The organism is Actinocorallia longicatena (assembly GCF_039534125.1).
Lineage (GTDB): Bacteria > Actinomycetota > Actinomycetes > Streptosporangiales > Streptosporangiaceae > Actinocorallia > Actinocorallia longicatena.
The window spans coordinates 1-19,295 of sequence record NZ_BAAAUV010000056.1; the positions used below are offsets into that span (position 1 = coordinate 1).

General features: G+C 71.3%; 19 protein-coding genes. 9 read left to right on the forward strand and 10 right to left on the reverse strand.

Going from position 1 to position 19,295, the window contains the following annotated elements; translation table 11 throughout:
- A partial coding sequence (locus tag ABD785_RS40460) for a hypothetical protein (protein ID WP_344840032.1) occupies nucleotides 1-779 on the reverse strand: 779 nt, incomplete at its 3' end.
- Between the two features lie 208 nt (nucleotides 780-987).
- On the opposite strand from ABD785_RS40460, the gene ABD785_RS40465 reads away from it, so the two are divergent.
- Entirely contained in the window at nucleotides 988-1,401 is a 414-nt protein-coding gene (locus ABD785_RS40465) for a luciferase domain-containing protein (RefSeq protein WP_344840035.1), read from the forward strand.
- A gap of 24 nt (nucleotides 1,402-1,425) precedes the next feature.
- On the opposite strand, the gene ABD785_RS40470 is transcribed toward ABD785_RS40465, so the two are convergent.
- Both ABD785_RS40470 and ABD785_RS40475 read right to left on the reverse strand, forming a co-directional pair.
- The gene (locus ABD785_RS40470; RefSeq protein WP_344840037.1) at nucleotides 1,426-1,605 is read right to left on the reverse strand and encodes a DUF397 domain-containing protein; all 180 of its coding nucleotides are present in this window, start codon (nucleotides 1,603-1,605) and stop codon (nucleotides 1,426-1,428) included.
- The gene (locus tag ABD785_RS40475; RefSeq protein ID WP_344840040.1) at nucleotides 1,602-2,417 is read right to left on the reverse strand and encodes a Scr1 family TA system antitoxin-like transcriptional regulator; all 816 of its coding nucleotides are present in this window, start codon (nucleotides 2,415-2,417) and stop codon (nucleotides 1,602-1,604) included. The genes ABD785_RS40470 and ABD785_RS40475 overlap by 4 nt, the downstream gene beginning before the upstream one ends.
- 99 nt (nucleotides 2,418-2,516) lie before the next feature.
- Here ABD785_RS40475 and ABD785_RS40480 point away from each other — a divergent pair, with 99 nt between their 5' ends.
- Nucleotides 2,517-2,930, forward strand: coding sequence for an ATP-binding protein (locus ABD785_RS40480; protein ID WP_344840043.1), 414 nt, complete (start codon nucleotides 2,517-2,519; stop codon nucleotides 2,928-2,930).
- A gap of 43 nt (nucleotides 2,931-2,973) precedes the next feature.
- Here ABD785_RS40480 and ABD785_RS40485 read toward each other — a convergent pair whose 3' ends face one another.
- The gene (locus ABD785_RS40485; protein WP_344840046.1) at nucleotides 2,974-5,829 is read right to left on the reverse strand and encodes an NACHT domain-containing protein; all 2,856 of its coding nucleotides are present in this window, start codon (nucleotides 5,827-5,829) and stop codon (nucleotides 2,974-2,976) included.
- A gap of 113 nt (nucleotides 5,830-5,942) precedes the next feature.
- On the opposite strand from ABD785_RS40485, the gene ABD785_RS40490 reads away from it, so the two are divergent.
- The 4 genes from ABD785_RS40490 (at nucleotide 5,943) to ABD785_RS40505 (ending at nucleotide 9,076) form a co-directional block, all read left to right on the forward strand.
- The gene (locus ABD785_RS40490; protein ID WP_344840049.1) at nucleotides 5,943-6,653 is read left to right on the forward strand and encodes a DNA alkylation repair protein; all 711 of its coding nucleotides are present in this window, start codon (nucleotides 5,943-5,945) and stop codon (nucleotides 6,651-6,653) included.
- Between the two features lie 58 nt (nucleotides 6,654-6,711).
- Nucleotides 6,712-7,098 (forward strand): PRC-barrel domain-containing protein, encoded by a 387-nt coding sequence (locus ABD785_RS40495; RefSeq protein WP_344840052.1) that lies wholly within the window; start codon nucleotides 6,712-6,714, stop codon nucleotides 7,096-7,098.
- Nucleotides 7,099-7,274: 176 nt separating this feature from the next.
- A complete protein-coding gene (locus tag ABD785_RS40500; protein WP_344840055.1) occupies nucleotides 7,275-7,643 on the forward strand; it encodes an effector-associated constant component EACC1 in 369 nt (122 codons plus the stop codon).
- A complete protein-coding gene (locus ABD785_RS40505; RefSeq protein WP_344840058.1) occupies nucleotides 7,613-9,076 on the forward strand; it encodes a caspase, EACC1-associated type in 1,464 nt (487 codons plus the stop codon). The genes ABD785_RS40500 and ABD785_RS40505 overlap by 31 nt, the downstream gene beginning before the upstream one ends.
- 13 nt (nucleotides 9,077-9,089) lie before the next feature.
- Here the strand turns inward: ABD785_RS40505 and ABD785_RS40510 are convergent, their stop codons facing one another.
- The gene (locus ABD785_RS40510; protein ID WP_344840060.1) at nucleotides 9,090-9,740 is read right to left on the reverse strand and encodes a TetR/AcrR family transcriptional regulator; all 651 of its coding nucleotides are present in this window, start codon (nucleotides 9,738-9,740) and stop codon (nucleotides 9,090-9,092) included.
- A 141-nt stretch (nucleotides 9,741-9,881) separates the two neighbouring features.
- On the opposite strand from ABD785_RS40510, the gene ABD785_RS40515 reads away from it, so the two are divergent.
- Both ABD785_RS40515 and ABD785_RS40520 read left to right on the forward strand, forming a co-directional pair.
- Nucleotides 9,882-10,949, forward strand: coding sequence for a hypothetical protein (locus tag ABD785_RS40515; RefSeq protein ID WP_344840062.1), 1,068 nt, complete (start codon nucleotides 9,882-9,884; stop codon nucleotides 10,947-10,949).
- A gap of 30 nt (nucleotides 10,950-10,979) precedes the next feature.
- Nucleotides 10,980-12,746, forward strand: a complete 1,767-nt coding sequence (locus tag ABD785_RS40520) for a hydroxysqualene dehydroxylase (protein ID WP_344840063.1) — start codon at nucleotides 10,980-10,982, stop codon at nucleotides 12,744-12,746.
- A gap of 112 nt (nucleotides 12,747-12,858) precedes the next feature.
- On the opposite strand, the gene ABD785_RS40525 is transcribed toward ABD785_RS40520, so the two are convergent.
- Together ABD785_RS40525 and ABD785_RS40530 are read right to left on the reverse strand one after the other, a co-directional pair.
- A complete protein-coding gene (locus ABD785_RS40525; protein ID WP_344840066.1) occupies nucleotides 12,859-13,713 on the reverse strand; it encodes a hypothetical protein in 855 nt (284 codons plus the stop codon).
- The gene (locus ABD785_RS40530) at nucleotides 13,710-14,303 is read right to left on the reverse strand and encodes an RNA polymerase sigma factor (RefSeq protein WP_344840069.1); all 594 of its coding nucleotides are present in this window, start codon (nucleotides 14,301-14,303) and stop codon (nucleotides 13,710-13,712) included. The genes ABD785_RS40525 and ABD785_RS40530 overlap by 4 nt, the downstream gene beginning before the upstream one ends.
- A gap of 203 nt (nucleotides 14,304-14,506) precedes the next feature.
- Between ABD785_RS40530 and ABD785_RS40535 the strand changes: the two genes are divergently transcribed.
- Entirely contained in the window at nucleotides 14,507-15,208 is a 702-nt protein-coding gene (locus tag ABD785_RS40535) for a flavodoxin family protein (protein WP_344840071.1), read from the forward strand.
- Nucleotides 15,209-15,214: 6 nt separating this feature from the next.
- Here ABD785_RS40535 and ABD785_RS40540 read toward each other — a convergent pair whose 3' ends face one another.
- From ABD785_RS40540 to ABD785_RS40550, 3 genes are all read right to left on the reverse strand, one after another.
- The gene (locus tag ABD785_RS40540) at nucleotides 15,215-16,282 is read right to left on the reverse strand and encodes a vWA domain-containing protein (protein ID WP_344840073.1); all 1,068 of its coding nucleotides are present in this window, start codon (nucleotides 16,280-16,282) and stop codon (nucleotides 15,215-15,217) included.
- Nucleotides 16,283-16,396: 114 nt separating this feature from the next.
- Nucleotides 16,397-17,983 (reverse strand): TRAFAC clade GTPase domain-containing protein, encoded by a 1,587-nt coding sequence (locus tag ABD785_RS40545; RefSeq protein WP_344840075.1) that lies wholly within the window; start codon nucleotides 17,981-17,983, stop codon nucleotides 16,397-16,399.
- An 18-nt stretch (nucleotides 17,984-18,001) separates the two neighbouring features.
- Nucleotides 18,002-19,295 (reverse strand): GTPase-associated protein 1-related protein (locus ABD785_RS40550; RefSeq protein ID WP_344840077.1); only part of this gene is annotated, 1,294 nt, incomplete at its 5' end.

Consider the following 19,295-nt stretch of genomic DNA (forward strand, 5'->3'; position numbering starts at 1 on the left):
GCGGCCTCGTCCTGGGCGTCGGTGAGCCGCCTGCGCAGCTCGGCGCCCTCGGCCCTGGCCCGCGCGAGATCGTCCGGCGGCAGGACGTGCCGGAGCCGGTCGTAGGCCTCCTCCCAGCGCTCGACCTCCGCCTCGGGCAGCCCGCACGCGGTCGCGAACCGGCCGATCCGGAAGCGCTCCCGGTCGTTGGCCGAGCGCCAGCGGTCCTTCTGGAGCATCGCGCTGACGGTCGCGTCGGGGAGCGTCGCCCAGGAGCGCCGCTCGATCTCCGACTGGCGCGGTGATCCCGCCCAGGTCTTCAGCTCGGCGAGGAGCCCGTACAGCTCCCGGATGTCGCCGGCCTTCGCGACGTCGGGCAGCCTGCGGGCGTCGGCGAAGGTCGGTTCGGTCCACGGCTCGAAGACCACCGGGTGCCGGGAGGTCAGCCGCCGCCACGGCACCTTCGGCTGATGGGTCTCGACGATCTTCGCGGGCTTCCCGGCGCCGTTCCGCTCGAAGGCGGTCCTCAGCTCGGCGCCGCGCTCGTCCCAGAGGGCCTGCTCGGTGGCGACCCAGTGCTCGCGGGCCTCCCGGACGCCGTCGGTGCCGGTTCCCGCGGCGGCCAGGCAGGCGCTGACGACCTCCCAGGAGAACAGCTCGCCCTCGCCGTCCAGGAGCGCGCGGACCGTGCTCTCCAGGAGGCCGGTCCGCTCGCCCAGGGGTCCGGGCCCGGCCTCGCCCAGGCGTCCGGCCAGCCAGCGGGTGAGCTCCGCTTTCCGGTCGAGATACGAGTCCGACACGATCAACCAGAATGCCCCGCCGGAACGTCCCTTCCGGGCGAGTTATCCAGAAGTTCGCGCAACCGCCCCTTTTCCGAAAGGTTCCGGCCCCGTCCAGGACGCCGGAAGGCCGCCCGGGGTTTCCTGGAACGAACCAGGAACCCCCGGAAAGGCACCAGGACACCCGCCGACCAGCCGTGATCTCCGCGCTTCGACCACGCTGGGAACCATGAGCCGAGGACGTCACCCCAGCGCCGTCACGTACGCAGACCTCGCGATCGACCGCTTCCGCCAGTGGCCCCTGACGGCCTGCCGCGCCGACTGCCCGCCCGGCCGGGCCCTGTCGCTCCCGGACCGCCAGATCGTCCATCTCCACCGCGGCGACCTGGCCGAGGTCCACCTGACCCGCCCGGTCATCTCGCGCCTGACGACCACCCTCGCCGCCTCGGGCCGCGTCGACATCCTCCCCGGCACCGCCTGGGTCGAGGTCCATCTGGAGGCCGACAACGACCTGTTCCTCCTGGAGTCCCTCGTCAGCCTCGCCATCCAGGCCAACGACCCCACCCACCCCCGCGACCCCATCGCCTACTGCCCGCAGGCCGTCCCCGGCTCGCGCCGCCGCACCCCGCTGAGCCGCGCCTGACGCGCGTCCGGCCCGCGAACGCTCTCAGCCGCGCGTCTTGAGGTGTTCGAGCAGCCCGGCGAACGCGTCCCTCCGCAGCTCCAGCCGTCCCCGCTCACGGTGTTTGGAGTCCCTGACCCCGATCCCGCCGCTCAGCGAGGCGACCTCGACGCAGACTTCGTCGTTTCCGCTGCCGGTGTAGGAGCTCTTCCGCCAGATGGTCATTCGTATGTCCTCATGATTCGCGCGATCAGGTCGATCGAGGCGGCCCGGGACTCCGCGAGCGCCCCGATCTCTTCGAACCGTACCGCCAGAAAGTCCGCATCCGCCCCGGCCTCGATCAAGCGGCCACCGGCTTGCGCGCCGACATAGGCGAGCTCCCGGCCGTGAACCCTGAGTACCTGGAACGGCCCGTCATGACCCGGGTGCCAACCCACGGATCGGGGAACGACGCGGATGCTGCATCGCGGCCGCTCCACGAGAGCGAGCAGGTGCTCACACTGCTTGCGCATGATCGCCGAGCTGCCGACCGGGCACTCGAGGACCTCCTGGTCGATCAGGATCCACAACCGCGGCGGCGTGGGGCGATCAACGATCTCCTGGCGCTTCACCCGCGCTGCGCTCGCCGCCTCGATCTCTTCGCGGCTGCGTCCGGCGATTCTCAGGACGGCCTGCCCGTACTCCTCGGTCTGCACCAGAAGAGGGACGTTCTTGCCATTGAAGATCTTGAGCACCTCGGCCGCGATCTCGTACTGCACATACTGCTTGAACCAGTTCGGATCGTGCCCCTCCCTGGCATAGCTGTGCAGGCGCTTGAAGTGGCCGCCCGTGTTCCACGCCTCGTCCAGCAGGTGCATGCTCTCTATGCTCGGGCGCCCTCGCTGCGCCTCCCAGTTCGATACAGTCCCGCGCGTCACTCTGACGATCAGGGCCGTCTGCGCCAGCGAGAGCTTCCGCTGAGTGCGGTAGAACCACAGGTCATAGGCCAGCCAAGCCCACATCGACGACATCGGATCGACGGACTCGCGAACGGTCATCGCTCACCCACATCTGTATGGAGTGCTTGGGAATGCACCACACGTTAGCCAGCGAACACTGAGAGTGGGGTCAAGTTCCCCGAATTCAGGACGGCCTTCATGGACGAGTACAGAGACGCCCGGACCGACGATGCGGCCGAGATCAGGCTGACGCTGCTCGCCGAGCCGTCGTCGGTGATCCTGGCCCGTGAGATGGTGCGCTATGCCCTCACTCAGTGGGGGTACCCGAAGGACACGGTTCATGACTCGATGCTCGTCATGAGCGAGATGGCCACGAATGCGGTGAATGCGGCTCAAGGGGCGGAGATTCAACTTCGCTGCACGGTGTACGGGCACGCGCCGCTGCTCGAATGCTGGGACCCGTCGCCCGTCTTTCCCGCGCAGCCGCCCGCCCCCGAGGACGCCGAATCCGGCCGGGGTCTCACGATCATCGCCGCCTACGCCAAGGACTCCGGTCTCCGCCCCTCCGGCACCGGCCGGGGCAAGACCATCTGGGCCCTGATGCCCGCTTAGCCGTCCGACAGGACGAAAACGGGCCGCTCAGCGAGTCCGGGCGCTAACGGCCGATGTTCAGGAAGGAGAATTCGCCCTTGGCCCAGGCCACGAAGGCGTCCTGGTAGTCGCGGGGGACGTCCAGCGCCGGAAGGTGGGGAACGCTCTCACCCGCCCTCTTCCTGAGATAGGGCAGGAAGACTCCGAGGCAGGAGGAATTCTCCAACCGAAGGGTCTCGGCCTGAAGCCCCAGCTCCTCCGAGAGGACGAAGAGCAGGAAGCCCGCACCCGCCAACGGCATCGGATCCAACCGGTCCACATGGACTTCGGGAACGAACGATCCCAGCCATCCATGATCATTCACGTTCAGCCCGCCGATTCCGCGTGGCCCCCCGGACCGGGCGATGTCACGGGCCAGCCAGTCCAGCTGCTCGATCTGCCATTCACCCGTCTCGTCCTGCGTCCCGAAACCCGAGCCCACACTGACCACGTAGCGCATGGCCGGCGACCAGCCCGTGACGCCATTCCCGATGCCGAAGACCCGGCAATTCGCGAAGAGCGCGGCGTATCCGAAGCGACCGCAGAACTGGGCGAGGCCGATCTCGTGGCGTCGGAGGAGAGCGTTCGAGAGACAGAGGTCCCGCTCGGCCGCCGCCTGGACCTCTTCCTCGTAAGGCCGATCCGGGGAAGCACCTGAATGGTCCCAGAACGACGCTGGCCGTGGGTCTACGAACCTAGCGAGCAAGGTCCCCATCGCCGTCAGGTAGAGGGCGGTCCGCCGGGCGGTGGCATCGTCTCCATGGACGGCCTCGTCGATGACCGCGGCCAGCTCGTCGTGGATGTAGGCGGGGTAGTCGCCGCCGTGCTCCAGCAGGGAGCGCAGCGGAAGGCAGCGTGTGAGCGGGCCGCCCTCAGGGCCGGTGATGATGTCGAAGGACCAGCGGACCATCTGCCGGACCTGGGCGGCGGGGACGGAGACGTAGGCCAGGGCCGAGCAGAGGAAGACCAGGACGTTCTCGTGCTCGTCATCGCGCAGGCGGGGCGCGTCGAGCAGAGCCCCGAAGAAGCGCTCGGCGCCCCGGTCGGCGGTGTGGTCCTTGACCTGGAGGGCGAGCTGGGAGACGACCTCCCACTCCTGGCGGGCGATCCGGGGGCGGAGCTCGCGGGCCAGGTCCACCGGGGAGTCGCACAGGCTCGCGATCTGGACGGCCGCGAAGTACTCCAGGAACGTGCGGTGGGTGAAGGTGTACAGCTCCTCGCCCCACGCCGTCGTCCCCGCGTCCCGGAAGACCCAGGCGCGGCCGCGGCAGAAGTCGACGAACTCCCGGGCGGCCGCCTCGGCGTCGTCCCGGTTCTCGAAGCCGCGCCGCTGGAAGAAGCCGGCGGCCTCCGTCACCAGCTCCCTGGCCGTCACCGCGGGCTCCGGCGACTTCCTGGTGAACAGCCAGTACGCGAGATGGCGGAGGGCGGGCTCGACCAGATGGCGGGCGCGCAGGTCGGAGTGGATGCGGCGGCGGGCGTCCCACTTGCGGAACAGCAGCGTCGAGCACTGCTCGTACACCTCGGGACGGCTGCGCGGGATCGAGCCCTCGCCCCGGTAGAGGATGCACATCAGCGAGAGCAGGAGCGGGCTCGACCGCAGATCGCTCACCGAGGCGCTCTCCGCCACGAAGTCCGCGGCCGAACGCCCCGCCTCGGCCGCCGACAGCCCCGCGTCCTGGGCGAACCACTTCGTCACGTACTCGCGGACCTGGCCCTCGCCGAAGCCCTGGATCCGGTAGCAGGTGAACTGCGACTCGTCGAGTCTCGCCTGGTCGTAGCCGATGACGCGGGAGGTCACCAGGACCGGGCTCAGCGGGTACTCCATGCAGAACCGCTCGACGATCGCCGTCACGTCGGCGCGGCGGCCCGTGTCGACCAGTTCGTCCAGGCCGTCGAAGACGACGAGCGCCGCACCGTCCAGCAGCAGCCGGTCGACCAGGCCCGGCGGGGCGGGGCACTGGTAGAAGACCTCCAGCTTGTGCTCGATGTAGCCGACGATCGACCGGGCGGGCGGATCGTCGGCGGCGAACTCGCGGAGCGTGACCAGGAACGGCGTCCGCGCCGAGCCGTCGAGCGCGTGCCGGTGGATGAGCACCTGGGACGCCGTCGTCTTCCCCGCTCCCGGGCTGCCCAGCAGGACGGTCCGATCCAGGCCGCCGACGAGGCCGTCCAGGTCTGCCGCCGTCGTCATGCCGTCCGCCTCGATCCGGACGAGCCCCGGGGCGACGTAGAGGTCGTCGATCGGGATGCGGCGGCGCCGGTCGGCGTCCGGCAGGTCGATCTTCCCGTGGTGGTCGGCGAGATGCCGCCGGTACCGGACGAGGAAGTCGCGGTCGCTCTGCGGGAAGCCCCGCTCCGCGAAGGAGGCCGTGTGCCGGCCGATCGCCGTGAGCGTGGCGTTGAGACGGGTCAGCCGGGCGTCGCCGCGGATCGCGCGGACCGTGTCCGGATGGGCCGCCTCGAGGGCGTCCGAAAGATCGCGGGCGGCGGTGTCCATGGCCGCGAACAGGGCCGGGGCCAGGGCCGCGGAGGCCGGATGACGGGCCGCGACGAGGGCGGCGAACCCGTCGCCCAGCGGGCCGACTTCGGACTCCGGTCCGTCGCAGAGCCGCAGAGTGATCAGCTCGTGGACGATCGACTGCACCTCGTCGCTGTGCAGGACCTCCCCCAGCGGCAGCCGGTCGGCGCCCTCGGGAAGGTCGGGCAGCACCGGTAGCGACGCGGCCGGGCTGTAGCCGGAGAACCAGGCCGTGATCTCCTGCGCCTCGCGCCGCCCGCGGCCGCGCTCCGCCAGCTCCGTCCCGATCCTCCGGCCGATGCTCTCGGCCACCTTGGCCAGGGTGCCGCCCATCGCGGCCGCCAGAACCGACTCGATCAAAGAGCCCTCCCACACCTCGACGTCCGGAGATCAGACGCCCCACCCGGCCCCTCGGTTGCCGTGACCCTCGACTTGCGCACGAGTCAGGCATACCCGGCGCCTAGGGTAGGCGCATGGAGCTCACGGCGGAGGCGTTCACGGCGAGGCTGGAGGAGCTGGCCTCGGCCGAGGAGCTGGCGAAGATCCAGCGGTACTTCAAGACCGGCGACGGGGAGTACGGCGCCGGCGACGTGTTCCTCGGCGTGCGCATGGGCTCGGTGTTCGCGCTGGCCAAGGAGTACGCCGCGATGCCGCCCGAGGAGATCGGGAAGCTGCTCGACAGCCCCGTGCACGAGGTGCGGGCCGGAGCGCTGAGCGTCATGGACAAGCAGGCCAGGGCCGCGAAGACGACGGTGGAGCGGCGAGCGGAGCTGTACGAGCTCTACCTGCGGCGGATGGACCGGATCGACAACTGGGATCTGGTGGACCTCGGGGCGCCCTACGTGGTGGGCGGATGGCTGGCCGACAAGCCCAGGGACGTCCTGTACGCGATGGCGCGCTCGGAGAACCTGTGGGAGCGGCGGACCGCGATGCTCGCGACCCTCTGCTTCGCCCGCCAGAACGATCTGGACGACGTCTACGGGATCGCGGAGGTCCTTCTCTCCGACGAGCACGATCTGATCCGCAAGGCCGTCGGCGGGATGCTCCGCGAGGCGGGCAAACGGGACCGGCCGACCCTGCTGACCTTCCTCGACGCCCACGCGGCCCGCATGCCGCGCACCATGCTGCGGTACGCGATCGAGCACCTCGACGACGCCCAGCGCGCCCACTACCGCTCGCTCTAGAAGTTTCCTTCTCTGGCTCGGGGTAGGAGGCCGGGACCACGGACTAGAGAGGTGCGACGTGATCAGCAACGAGCAGATTCCGGAAGCGGTCGGACGCGAGCTCGTCGGGAACGAGGGCGAGCGGATCGGGAAGATCGAGCAGGTCTACCTGGACGGCACGACCAGCCTCCCCGAATGGCTGTACGTGAAGACGGGCCGCCTCATCGGGAAGCGGACCTTCGTGCCCACCGCGACGGCCCACCTGGTCGGCGACAAGGTCGAGGTCGCGATCGACAAGGACCTCGTCCGCCACGCCCCCGAGGTCGAGACGGTCGCGGGCGGGCTGCTCCCGTTCGACCAGGGCTCGCGCCTGTACGACCACTACGGGCACGACACCCCGCCGGCCCGTGACACCGTCAACGACATCGGGACCGTCCGTCCGGACGCCGACCCCGACACGCACTGACCCGACAGGCACTGAGCCCGACAGGCACCGAGCACGAGCGAAAGCCCCGGAATCCATGCGGATTCCGGGGCTTTCGCCATTTTCACGACCTATCGGAACGGCTTCGGCGAAGGCGGTGTTCCGCCGTTCGAAGCGGAGAACAATGGGTCTCAGGCCGTCGGGGAAAGGTGGAGATCGTGGGCTCCCAGATCGTGCGTTTCGATGTTTCGGAAGAGCACTCCGACCTTCACCGGCGCGACGAACTCGCCCGCCAGTTCCGCCGGCGGCTGGCCGAGCGCGGTGTCGCGGCCGTGCCCTCCGGCGGCCCCCCGCCCCCGGGGGCCAAGTCGGCGACGGCCGCCGCGATCGGCACGGTCGCCGTGGCCGTCGGCTCGAGCCCGGTCATCGCCGCCCTGGTGGAGGGGGTGTTCGCCTGGCTCTCCGCCCGGGGACGCCGGACCGTCCGGGTCTCCGTCGGCGACCGCGTCATCGAACTGTCGGACCCCTCACCGGAACAGGAACGTCACCTCATCGCATGGATCACTCAACACGCCGGGCCCTCCTGATCGCGGCCGACCGGTACACCGATCCCGGCCTGGGCCGGCTGCGCTCCCCCGCGCAGGACGTACGCGGCCTTTCCGGAATCCTCTCCGATCCCTCGATCGGCGGATTCGCCGTCACCGTGGTGCACAACAGGGCGTCCCATGAAATAGAAACGGCGATCGAGGACTTCTTCGCCGACGCCCGTCCGAATGACGTCCTTCTGCTCTATTTCTCCTGCCATGGCTGGAAGGACGAGGGCGGGCGGCTCTATTTCGCGACCACCGGCACCCGGCTCGACCGCCCGAACTCCAGCGCGGTCCCCGCGGCCTTCGTCACCGAGCAGCTCAAGACGAGCATGTGCCGGAACATCGTGGTGCTGCTCGACTGCTGCTACAGCGGGGCGTTCACCCGTGATCTGCTGCACCGGTCGGGGGGCGGCGCGGTCGACGTCACCGAGCGTTTCGCCGGTTCCGGCAGCGCCGTCATCTGTTCCTCGACCTCGCTGGAGTACTCCTTCGAGGCCGACCAGGGCACCCTCACCCTCGATCCGTCGGCGACCGCCCCCGAGCCGCGGCCCTCGCTCTTCACCGGCGCCCTCATCGAGGGGCTCAGCACGGGCGACGCCGACCTCAACGGCGACGGCCGTGTCTCGATCGACGAGCTCTACGACTACGTCTACGAGCGGATCGCCGCGACGACGCCGAACCAGACCCCGACCAAGTTCATGGACGTCCAGGGCGAGCTCCTCGTCGCCGCGAGCCCCCGCGGCCTCCGCCCCGCCCCGCTGCCCGGCGAGCTCCTCCTCGCCCTCGAGAGCCCGCTGCCGTCCGTCCGGGCCGGGGCCGTCGACACCCTCCGCCACCTGGCCCGCCCCGGCACGCCCCTGTCCGCGGCCGCCCGTGACCGGCTCACCGCCCTGACCGACGACGACAGCAGGCAGGTCGCCACCGCGGCCCGGGAGGCTCTGGGCGCGACCGCCCGTCCCCCCGCCTCCGTCCCCGCCCCGCCCCCGCGTCCCCGGCGGCCGCCCCCCGCCGTCCCGGCGGCCCCTCAGATCGCGGCCCCTCAGATCGCGGCTCCCCATCCCGACGGCTTCTGGCCCGCGATCGGGGCCTATCTGCTGCCGTACTTCAGCAGCCTGCTCCTGGCGCGGGCGGGACGGCGCGAGACACGGTTCCACGCCTGGCAGTGCGCCTTCATCGACGCCCTGACCGTGGTCTCCATCATCGTCTACGTGGTCGTCGACCTCGCCTACCTCGGCATCCGCTACGGCAGCTCCCAGCCCCGCGACGACGACCCGGTCGTCATCCTCTTCCTCGTCACCTTCCTGGTCCTGCCCTGCGCGCTCCGCCTGCACTGCATCCTGCGCCTGGTCCGGCGCAGCCGTCCCCGGCTGCCGGTCCTCGGCCCCCTGGCGGAGGCGATCGCCTACCACGGCGCGCGCCGCACGGAGTGACGGGCGGAGCGCGTCAGGAAGCGCCGGCGGGCGGGGCGGCCGGGGCGGTGCCGTAGATGGTGAGCCAGATGGAGCGGGCCAGGGAGCGGGCGATGCGGGCGTCGCCGGGGCCCTCGTCGTGGTGGCTGCGGGCGGAGATGGTGCGCTCGACCATCCAGGTGAGGAGCTGGGCGGTCGTGGGGGTGTCCATGTCCGGGTCGATGCGGCCGGCGCGCTGCTCGGTGTCGAGGCGCTCCTGGACGACGTCGATGAAGCTCCGCATCCGGCCGCGCCAGTAGGCGGCGACGTCGGCGTCGTAACCGGCGACCTCGCCCAGGGCGTGCAGGATCCTGCGGTGCTCGCGGTAGGCGGCGATGGTCTTGCGCATGGCGTGGTCGACGCCGTCCTGGCCGTCGGAGTGGTCGGCCCGCCACCACAGGAAGGCCTCGGCGAACAGTGCGTCGACGGCGTGCTCCGCCAGCGCGATCAGCAGCCGGGACTTGTCGGGGAACTGCAGGTAGAAGGTCGACCGGGCCACATTCGCCTGCTCGGCGATGCGCTGGACGGCCAGCTCCGTGTAAGGAGTGCCGTCGGCCATCAGCTCCTCGACGGTCGCGAGGACGCGGCGCGCCACGTCCTCCCGACGTTCCCGTACTTTGCTGCGCGAACGCGTGGTGGAGGCCATGCCCGCAGGGTACACCCGCCGGGGCCCATTTCTGGACACAGTGTCGACAGTTTGCTTGACACTATGACCGACGCGGACGACACTCGGCGCACGGCTCGCCGGCACAGCCGGCGTCACGGGGGCTTCGCTCTAGGAGGGCACGTGATCCGTCTCCGTCCCAACCGCCTACGCGCCGTTCTCGTCGCGGCCGTCCTGGCGGCCTCGCTGGTTCCGTCGGCCCTCGCGGCCGCGGCGACCCCGACCCTGGACATCCCGCACACCGACATCACCCGGTCGGACCTCACCCAGGTCCCCGGGAAGCTCGCCGAGCCGTCCGACGACGGCCCGCACCCCGGATCGACCACCGAGTGGTGGTACGTCCACGTCATGGATCCGGCCACCAAGCGCACCTTCATCGCGATGCTGTTCACCGCGCCCATCCCGACCGCGTTGATCTTCTGGTACCCGGAGAAGGGCGACAAGCTGGTGCTGCCCGAGCCGGTCCTGGAGGTGAAGGCGAGCGCCGGGCCGGTCGTCACCAGCAGCGCGGGAAGTCTCGTCTACGACGAGGCGCGCCGCACCTACCACCTGAAGTGGCACGGCCTGTTCGCCTCCGCCGACATCTGGTTCGACAACGCGCTGCCCGGTGTGACCGGCGGCCCGATCCGCTACGACGGCGACCAGGAGATGTACTGGTCCTCCCCCGTCGCGACGAGCGTCGTCACCGGCTGGCTCAAGCCGCCCGGATCCAAGAAGATCAGCGTCACGGGCTGGCGCGGGTACCACGACCACAACTGGGGCCGTTTCAGCGTCATCGACCAGAGCTACTCCGGCTGGGAATGGGGCGTCTCGCACGAACCGGACGGCTCGGCCACCCTGCTCGGCGGCGTGGTCAAGGGCGACGGCACCTGGCAGGGCGTCGTCGGCCGGGTGACCGACACCGGCACCTACGGATGCATGAGCACGATCCGGCTCTCGGACTGGCGGGTCTCCGGACTGTTCTCCTATCCCGAGACGACCAGGCTGACCTGCCCGACCTCCCAGCTCGCGACCCCCGAGGGGCTGACCGGGACGATGCCGGGCCTCGACCGCACCTTCACCGTCGTCGACCCGTTCATCCTGGACGTCGGCCTCCTCGCCCTTCCCGAATCCCTCGGCAGGACCGTCCCGGGATCGCTCGGCCTGATCGAGCACATCCGGACGCTGCCGTCCCGTCTCCCCCGGTCCTGACCACGCCTCCCACCCCCGAGGACTGCGAACATGATCGATGAATCTCCAGCGGCGCCGGCCGGCCTGTCCCGGCGCCATCTCCTGTCCGGCACCGTCCTGGCCGGTGCCGTCGCCCTGCTGCCCGCCCGCCGCGCCTCCGCCGCCGGACGCAGGGTGGTGATCCTGGGCGGCGGCATGTCCGGGCTCGCCGCGGCGCACGAGCTGATCGAGCGGGGCTTCGACGTCACCGTCTTCGAACGCAAGGCGCTCGGCGGCAAGGCCCGGAGCATCCCGGTGCCCGGCACCGCCGCCGGCGGCCGCCGCGAGCTGCCGGGTGAGCACGGCTTCCGGTTCTTCCCCGGCTTCTACCGGCACGTCCCGGACACGATGCGGCGGATCCCGGTCGCCGGCAACGCCAACGGCGTCCACGACAACATGCACGACCTGACCGCGACGCGCATCTCCCGCAACGGCGGCAGATCCGACATCATCGTCCCCGAGCTGACGGGCCCCGGCGGCGGCGTCACCCTCGACCTGCTCCGCGAGACGCTCACCGGCATCGCCGAGCAGGCGGGCGCCCTTCCCGCGGCCGAGCTCGGGCTGTTCGTCAACCGGTTCCTGGTCTACCTGACCAGCAGCGACGAGCGGCGGCTCGGCCAGTGGGAACACCTGCCCTGGTGGGAGTACGTCAAGGCGGAGGGCAAGTCGAAGGACTACCAGGCGATCGTCGCCCGGTTCCTGACCCGCGGGCTGGTGGCCGTCAAGGAGGAGATCGCCAGCACCAAGACGGTCGGCTCGATGGGCCAGGCGTTCGTTCTGTCGGGCCTGGGCCTCGGCAGCGACGGCGGGATCGCGCGGATGCTCAACGCCCCCACCAACGAGGCGTGGATCGACCCGTGGGTGGCCTACCTGAGGAAGCGGGGCGTGCGCTTCGAGGTCGGCCAGACCGTCGAGGCGCTGGAGACCGCGGGCGGCCGGGTCACCGGGGTCCGGGTCGTGGACGCCGCCGGGACCCGCAGGAGCGCCACCGCCGACTGGTTCATCAGCGCCATGCCGGTGAACCGGGCGATCGGGCTGCTGTCCCCGGCGGTCCTGGCGCTGGACCCGTCCCTGGAGAAGATGCGCGACCTGCGGACCGAGTGGATGAACGGCCTGCAGTTCTACCTGCGCGGCAACCCCAAGGGACTGGGCGAGGAGATCAGCTTCATGGACTCCCCGTGGCAGATCACCGCGGTCCTGCAGAGCGCCCTGTGGGACCGCGACTTCACCCGGGACTACGGTGACGGCTCGGTCGCCGACTGCCTGTCCCTCGACATCTCCGACTGGGACACCCCCGGCATCGTCTACGGCAAGCCGGCCAAGCGGTGCACCGCCGCCGAGGTCGCCGGGGAGGCGTGGGCCCAGATGAAGGACCATCTGGAGGACACCGGCCGCTCCGTCCTGCCCGACTCCCTGCTGCACTCCTGGTTCCTCGACCCGGCGATCGCCTGGGACCCCGCGGCCAAGGCGAACACCAACGACGAGCCCCTGATGGTGAACACGGTCGGCAGCTGGAACAACCGCCCCACGACCCGGACGAGGATCCCGAACTTCTTCATGGCGGGCGACCACGTCCGCACCAACATGGACCTCGCCACCATGGAGAGCGCCAACGAGTCCGGCCGGGCGGCCGTCAACGCCCTGCTCACCTCGGCGAACTCCACCGCACCCTCCGTCGAGATGTTCCAGCTCTACCAGCCCCCGGAGCTGAACGCCCTCAAGGCACTGGACGCCGCCCGCTTCGCCGCGGGCCGTCCGAACCTGTTCGACAACGTCTGACCGGCGCGAGCGGAAGGCCCCTCCGGTGGGATCACCGGAGGGGCCTTCCGCATGAGAGGGGCGTCGCCCGCCGCCCCGTGGCAGTCGGGGCGGCGGGCACGCGGACGACGGGTCAGCGGCCCTCGGGGCGGGGCTTGCCGTGGTCGTCCTCGGGACGGGCGGTCGGGAACTTGCCCGGCCGTCCGGTGGGAGCGGTGGTGGGGACCCCGGTCGGCACCGTGGTCGGCGCCGTCGTCGGGACGGCCGTGGGGGCGGCGGTCGGCGGCGTCGTGGGCACCGGCCGGGGAGCCGGGTGGGCGAGCAGGTTCTTGCAGAAGGCCTTGACCTTGTCGGCGCCGCCGGCGGCCTTGATCAGGGCGGAGAGGTCGGGGGTGGGGGGCGTGGCGGGCTTGGCCGACGGGGTCCACGACGGCCGGGGGGACGGGTGGACGCGCTTGGACGGGTGCGCCTTCGGCCGCTGGTGGCCTTTGGGGCGGGCGTGGTGGTGGCGCTTCTTCTTGGCCAGGACGATCCGGCAGAGCCGGGTCAGCTCCGGGTCGGCGGACGGCACGGCCGTGGGCGAGGTCGGCGTCGGGGCGGCGGTGGGGCGGTTCCCGTGACCGTCGTGGCCCTTCTTGTGCTTCGCGGACGGCTTGCCGTGCCCGCGTCCGCCCTGAGCCTGGCCGGGGAAGACGCCCTCGTGGGCGGCGGCGAGGCTCGCGCCGCCGAGGATCGTGACGGCCGCGACCGCGACACCGACCTTGAGCGTCAGCAGGGACTTGAACATGGAGGGCCTCTCGGGGGGGTCGATGACCGCCGCCCGGAAGGCGGACAGTGCCTGGTCCCGGCCGATCAGCTCGCCGTCGTGGCCGTCGCCTGAGGAGGCGGCCAGCAGACGGGCGAGCGGCGCGGCGGGATCCGCCGAGGTCTCCTGGAGGAGGGCCTCGGCCCGGCTCGTCCGGGTCTTGCGGGGGCGTCGGATGTTCATTTCGCGTCCTTCAGCGCCGGGGCCCTCATCTCGATCACACCGTTCCGATCATTTTTCTCAACAATTTCCGCCAGCTTGCGAAGCCCCCGGTAGAGGCAGGTGCTGACGGCTCCGGTCCGCTTGCGGAGCACCTTCGCGGCCGTCGCGACGTCCAGTTCGAGGACGACCCGCAGGAGCACCGCGTCGGCCTGGTCCTTGGGCAGCAGCGCGATCAGCCTGATGGCGGCGTCGGTCGCGGCCATCGTCCCGGCACCGTCCTGGGAGACGGCGAGATCGACCAGCCGCTCCACCGGGGTGGGCGTGGCGGGCCTGCGGCGGGCGCCGCGCAGATGGTCCATCGCCCGGTTGCGCGCGATCGTGGCCGTCCAGCCGCGGAACCCGGGCCCGTCACCGCGGAAGCGCCCGAGGTCGCGGGCGACCTGGAGCCACACCTCCGAGGCCACGTCCTCGGCGTCGTCCCCGACGAGCGTCCACAGGTACCGCAGCACCCGCGGATGGACGAGCGTGTAGACGGCCGAGAACGCGTCCTCGTCCCCGCCCCGGGCCCGCTCCACCAGCGCCCCGAGCTCGTCTCCTGAATCTTCTTCCAACGCACTTCCACCCAGAGGAGGTCACCAGCCCCCCTGAAGCGCCACCCCCGCCCTCCCCATCACACCCCTTCGAGTGACCTGCGTCACATTTCAGCGCGACGGCCTGATTCCTGCCGATCCGGAGAGTCGCGGGACACGGGGGCCCCGCTCGGGCAGTGTGAGGTCACCGCGCGCCGGTGCGCGGAGGTTTCCACGGAGGACGGATGAGCTACGAAGATCTGCGGGCACTGTTCATCAACACGACGCTGAAGCGGTCGCCCGAACCCAGCCACACCGAGGGGCTGGTCGAGGTCAGCGCGCGGATCATGCGCAAGCAGGGCGTGACCGTCGACCAGATCAGGGCGATCGACCATGACATCGCCACCGGAGTCTGGCCCGACATGACCGAGCACGGCTGGGCCACCGACGAGTGGCCGGCGCTGCAGGAACGGGTGATGGCCGCCGACATCCTCGTCATCGCCGGGCCCATCTGGCTCGGCGACAACAGCTCCGTCACCAAGCAGGTCATCGAGCGGCTCTACGCCAACTCCTCCATCCTCAACCCGGCCGGGCAGTACGCCTACTACGGGCGAGCCGGCGGGTGCCTCATCACCGGCAACGAGGACGGGATCAAGCACTGCGCGATGAACGTCCTGTACAGCCTCCAGCACCTCGGTTACACGATCCCGCCGCAGGCCGACGCGGGGTGGATCGGCGAGGCCGGGCCCGGCCCCTCCTACCTCGACCCCGGATCGGGCGGGCCGGAGAACGACTTCACCAACCGCAACACCACCTTCATGACCTGGAACCTCCTGCACCTGGCCAGGATGCTCAAGGACGCGGGCGGCTTCCCCGTGGGCGGCAACCAGCGCTCGGAGTGGGACGCCGGCGCCCGCTTCGACTTCGAGAACCCCGAGTACCGGTGACGCCCGTCAGGGGGCCGGGGTGAGGCGCTGGCCGGTGAGGGCGGCGAAGACCTCGCCGTAGGTGACGGCCAGGCGGGGGGCGTCGGAGAGATGGCGGAGGGCGATGTCGGCGAACCAGCGTTCGCGGGCGATGGGGATGCGGCGGGCGTCCGGCTGCGGGATGACGAAAGAGACGTGGTCGTAGGCCGCGGCCTTGATCTTCCGGGCGAGTTCCCTGCGGTCGTCGAAGACGTAGGCGTCGGTGACGACCACGAGGCTGCGCGGGGTGCCGCGCGGGGCGGGATACCGGCTCAGGAGGTCGAGGACGGGGACCAGCTCCGTACCGCCCCTGATCGGGCGGATCGGCCGGTCGGTGACCTCGCGCAGCTCGCGGATCCGGGTGGGCTCGACGATCGGCGCGGCGTCGCCCGCGAACGCGATCACGCACACCACGTCGTCGGCGTCGAGCTGGGCGCGGGCGAAGGCGATCAGCTCGGTGAACGCCTCCGTGCGCACGGCCGAGTACCGCGTCATCGACCCGGACAGGTCGACGGCCACGTCGAGCCGGACGGCCCCGGCCCGCCGCTCCCCGACGAGACGGGCACCGGACAGCCGCGCCCCCGGCAGCATCCGGGCCGCGGGCCGCTCCCGCGCCGGGGGAAGGGTCCGCAGCGCGGTCAGGACGGCCCGGTCCGCCCCGCCCGCGCGCAGGATGTTCGCCAGGACGCCGCCGTCGGGCACCCCGTAGCCGAGCTCGACGAACCACCAGCCGTCCGCGCGGGGCAGGCACTCACCGACGAGGAACACCGGATGCTCGCAGGCACCCCCCGCCGGGACGCCGCGCAGCTCGAACAGCAGCCCGGACGGCCCGCGGACCCCGACGCTCAGCCCGTCGACCGCGTGGAGCGGCCCGTTCTCGCTGAAGACGGCCAGCACGACCCGTTCGCCCTCGGCGGCCCGGGCGTCGGAGCGCAGTTCGGTGAGGCGCCCGTCGGGCCCGGTGACGGCCGCCAGCACGCGGACCCCGTCCCCTTCGACGGTGAACTCGGCCTCCTTCGGCAGCTCGCGCTTGAACCCGGCGCGCAGATGGGTCATGCGAGCACCCCGCTGAGCAGGAGCGCGAGCAGGGCCAGGGCCGTGGTGACGAGCGTCGCCGTGAAGAGGGTCAGCCGCCAGCGGTGGTAGGGGTCGGTGCTCATGGGGGTCCCGTCAGGTGTAGAGGCGCAGGCCTTCGTTGCGGAGGATCCAGGCGGTCAGCGCGGCGATGTTGGGGTCGAGGGAGCCGCGCTCGTCGATCCGCGCGGACGTGCGGAAGAACGCGACCTCGGCGAAGGTCTTCCGCATGGAGCGGACCATGTTGTCCAGCCCGACCTCGTCGCTCTCCAGCCAGTCGCGGATGCCGTCGCCGTCGGCGGCGGGCAGATGGTCGCGGAGCAGGTCGTGCTTGGTGATCGCGACGGCCAGCCGCGCCTTGCCGGTGTCGACGCCGAGGTTCTGCACCGCGTTCAGGACCTGGGCGAACACCGCGCTGGGGGCCATCTGGGAGCGGTACTTGTCCAGTTCCCTCTTCTCCGAGCGGCCGAGCCCGGACCAGAGCGCCGGGATCGACAGCGGGTCGAGGACGAACAGGAACGTGCGGGCCTGCACCAGGAACCGCTGCGACTGGAGCTCGGCGGCGGTCTTCACCACCTCGCCGGGCGGGTCGAAGACGTGCAGGAGCCTGGTCCTGCCCTTCGGCGGCTTCACGTAGACCGAGTAGGAGCGCAGCGGACGGTCGCCGAGCGGCAGCGTCTTCCAGGTGTCGATGCCGTTGCGCAGCGCCGGCACGAACCTCTCGTAGGCGTCCTTGGACTCGTCGTCGGCGAACTGCGCGGTCGCCCCGTGCGGGCTGGTCTTCTCGTACAGCGACATGACGATGGCCAGCATCAGCCGGGTCTTCCCCGACTGCGGCGAGCCGAGGACCGGCAGGACGCTGTCGACGGCCGTCCCGGTGTTGGTCGCCATCGGCTCCTCGCAGGCGGTGCAGAACGCCTCCATCCGGGCGCTGCCCAGCAGGAGCAGCGTCGGCATCCGCTCCTTGCAGAAGCAGATCCGGTAGCGCATCCCGTAGCGTCCGGGCCGCACGTCGTGGTGCTTGCGGGCGCAGCCAGGGCAGGCGTACACCGGATAGGGCACGTTCTGGTGGCAGGACTGGCAGAAGATCCGGATGCCCTTGATCCTCAGCAGCACCGTGTCCACGCCGCGCAGCACGTGCACGAACCCGAACCCGACCGCGACCAGCAGCGCCCAGATCGTGATCTGCCAGGTCGCCAGCAGCGCGATGGCCGCGGCGGCCAGGGCGTCCCCGAGCAGGATCCCGGCGCCGATGACGATCCCGGCCGGCCGCCGGAAGATCCGGTTGCGGTCGCGCGGCTTGAGCATCTTGAGCCAGAGCCACCGGAAGTCCTCGGTGACGCGGCCCCTGACCGTCGGCCAGATGACCCCGGCTGCGTTGCGCAGGTCGTTCCCGGCCGGGCCGTAGAGGTAGTGCGGCCAGGCGGGGTCGCGGCCGTCGGTGTGCTGTTTCGGGGGTTCGGGCACGACGGCCGTCCGGTGGGGGCCCTTGCCGATGCCGAGCGCCGAGCGCAGGCCCTGGAGGTAGACGACGACGAGCCGTCCCACCACGAAGACGCCGATGCCCAGGAGAAGCGCCGGGACGACGAACGAGGCGATGGCCAGCAGGACGGCGCAGACGAAGACCAGGCCGCAACCGAGGTCGTAGTCGCGCTTGTGGTCTTCGTAGAAGTAGTAGGACACGGCGGTCTTCCTTCCGGGTCAGCGGCGGACCAGCCGCGACAGAAGGCCACGGCGTTCGTGCTTCTCGCGCCAGCGGTCGAACGCCCGCGCCTGATCTGGGCCGTACTCCTTCACCCGTCCGGCGACCTTCTTGAGGTCCCGCCTGGACCACAGCGGCAGGGACCCGGCCAGCACCTTGCCGATCTTCTCGGCCAGGATGGCGATCTTGTTCTGGCGGGCGATCTCACTGGTCACGAAGGCGACGGCCGCGGCCCGTTCCCTGCTCTGCGCGGTCTCCACCCTCGGGTCCAGAACGCGCCTCAGGGCGTGCAGATAGCCGCCCCGCAGGGTCTCGGGCATCGCGACGAGGAGGGCGCAGAGGTCCGCCGGGTGCAGCGTGAGAACGGCGGCCGACAGCCGCACGACCAGATAGTCGCGGGCGTCCCTGGCCTTGCCGTCGTAGGACTTCACGAGCAGACCGGCCGCGGTCTTCTTCTCCTTCTCGCTGCCGGAACGGAGGAACTCCTCCTTCGCCGCGACGTACAGGAGGGCGTCCAGGCGCTGGACGGACTGCGCCGCCATCCGCCCGGCGATCCGCCGCGGTGTGAGCGCGGAGAGCAGCGCGGCGAGCCCGTCGGCCGGTTCGGCGGCGGGCCGGACGATCAGCGGCTCGATCCAGCCCGACGGGATCCTGACGGCGGACCTGCGCAGGGTCTCGGCCGCCTCGGCCGCGGTCCACAGGTCGGGCCAGAGGGCGTTGAGCAGGGGAAGCGGCAGGACGTCCGTGCCGGTGACCGACTGGAGCAGGATCTCGATCCGGTCGCCCTCGCCGCGCCGGGCGGCCGCGATGAGCAGCGCGTCGCGGAGCACGGGCCGGGTCCTCAGCTCCTCGGCCGCGAAGACGCGGTCGAGGCCCCGCTCGAAGGCGTCGACGGCCTGGTCGGAGGTGAGGGTGCCCAGGTAGTCCAGCGTCCCGGCCCTGATCCCGTCCTGCTCGCTCAGCAGAGCCGTCAGCAGCGGGTCGGCGGGCTCGTCCAGCAGGGCGGGGCCGACGGCCGCACGGCCCCGGTCGTACAGGGCGTCCGGGTCGAGCCGGACCCCGTAGCGGGTGGCGGTGCGGGCCAGCCGCGCGGTGCGGGCGGCGTCGGCGCCGCCGAGGGCCCGCGTGTAGGCCTGTTCGGCGTGCTCGCGGCCGACCCGGCTGCGCAGCGGGACGGCCGCCTCCTCGTCCTCCAGCCGCCCCTCGACCAGCAGGATCTCGCTGTCGCCCAGCACGCCCTGCGCCCCGGCCGCCTCGGCGGCCGCGCCCGCCCTGCTCGCCGGGCTGGCCGCG

What these genes read in the sequence shown, in the direction of transcription:
- ABD785_RS40465 (WP_344840035.1), top strand. Translation starts at nt 988, where the DNA reads ATGAGCCGAGGACGTCACCCCAGCGCCGTCACGTACGCAGACCTCGCG.
- ABD785_RS40470 (WP_344840037.1), bottom strand. Translation starts at nt 1,605, where the DNA reads ATGACCATCTGGCGGAAGAGCTCCTACACCGGCAGCGGAAACGACGAA.
- ABD785_RS40475 (WP_344840040.1), bottom strand. Translation starts at nt 2,417, where the DNA reads ATGACCGTTCGCGAGTCCGTCGATCCGATGTCGTCGATGTGGGCTTGG.
- ABD785_RS40480 (WP_344840043.1), top strand. Translation starts at nt 2,517, where the DNA reads ATGGACGAGTACAGAGACGCCCGGACCGACGATGCGGCCGAGATCAGG.
- ABD785_RS40490 (WP_344840049.1), top strand. Translation starts at nt 5,943, where the DNA reads ATGGAGCTCACGGCGGAGGCGTTCACGGCGAGGCTGGAGGAGCTGGCC.
- ABD785_RS40505 (WP_344840058.1), top strand. Translation starts at nt 7,613, where the DNA reads ATGGATCACTCAACACGCCGGGCCCTCCTGATCGCGGCCGACCGGTAC.
- ABD785_RS40510 (WP_344840060.1), bottom strand. Translation starts at nt 9,740, where the DNA reads ATGGCCTCCACCACGCGTTCGCGCAGCAAAGTACGGGAACGTCGGGAG.
- ABD785_RS40520 (WP_344840063.1), top strand. Translation starts at nt 10,980, where the DNA reads ATGATCGATGAATCTCCAGCGGCGCCGGCCGGCCTGTCCCGGCGCCAT.
- ABD785_RS40525 (WP_344840066.1), bottom strand. Translation starts at nt 13,713, where the DNA reads ATGAACATCCGACGCCCCCGCAAGACCCGGACGAGCCGGGCCGAGGCC.
- ABD785_RS40535 (WP_344840071.1), top strand. Translation starts at nt 14,507, where the DNA reads ATGAGCTACGAAGATCTGCGGGCACTGTTCATCAACACGACGCTGAAG.
- ABD785_RS40540 (WP_344840073.1), bottom strand. Translation starts at nt 16,282, where the DNA reads ATGACCCATCTGCGCGCCGGGTTCAAGCGCGAGCTGCCGAAGGAGGCC.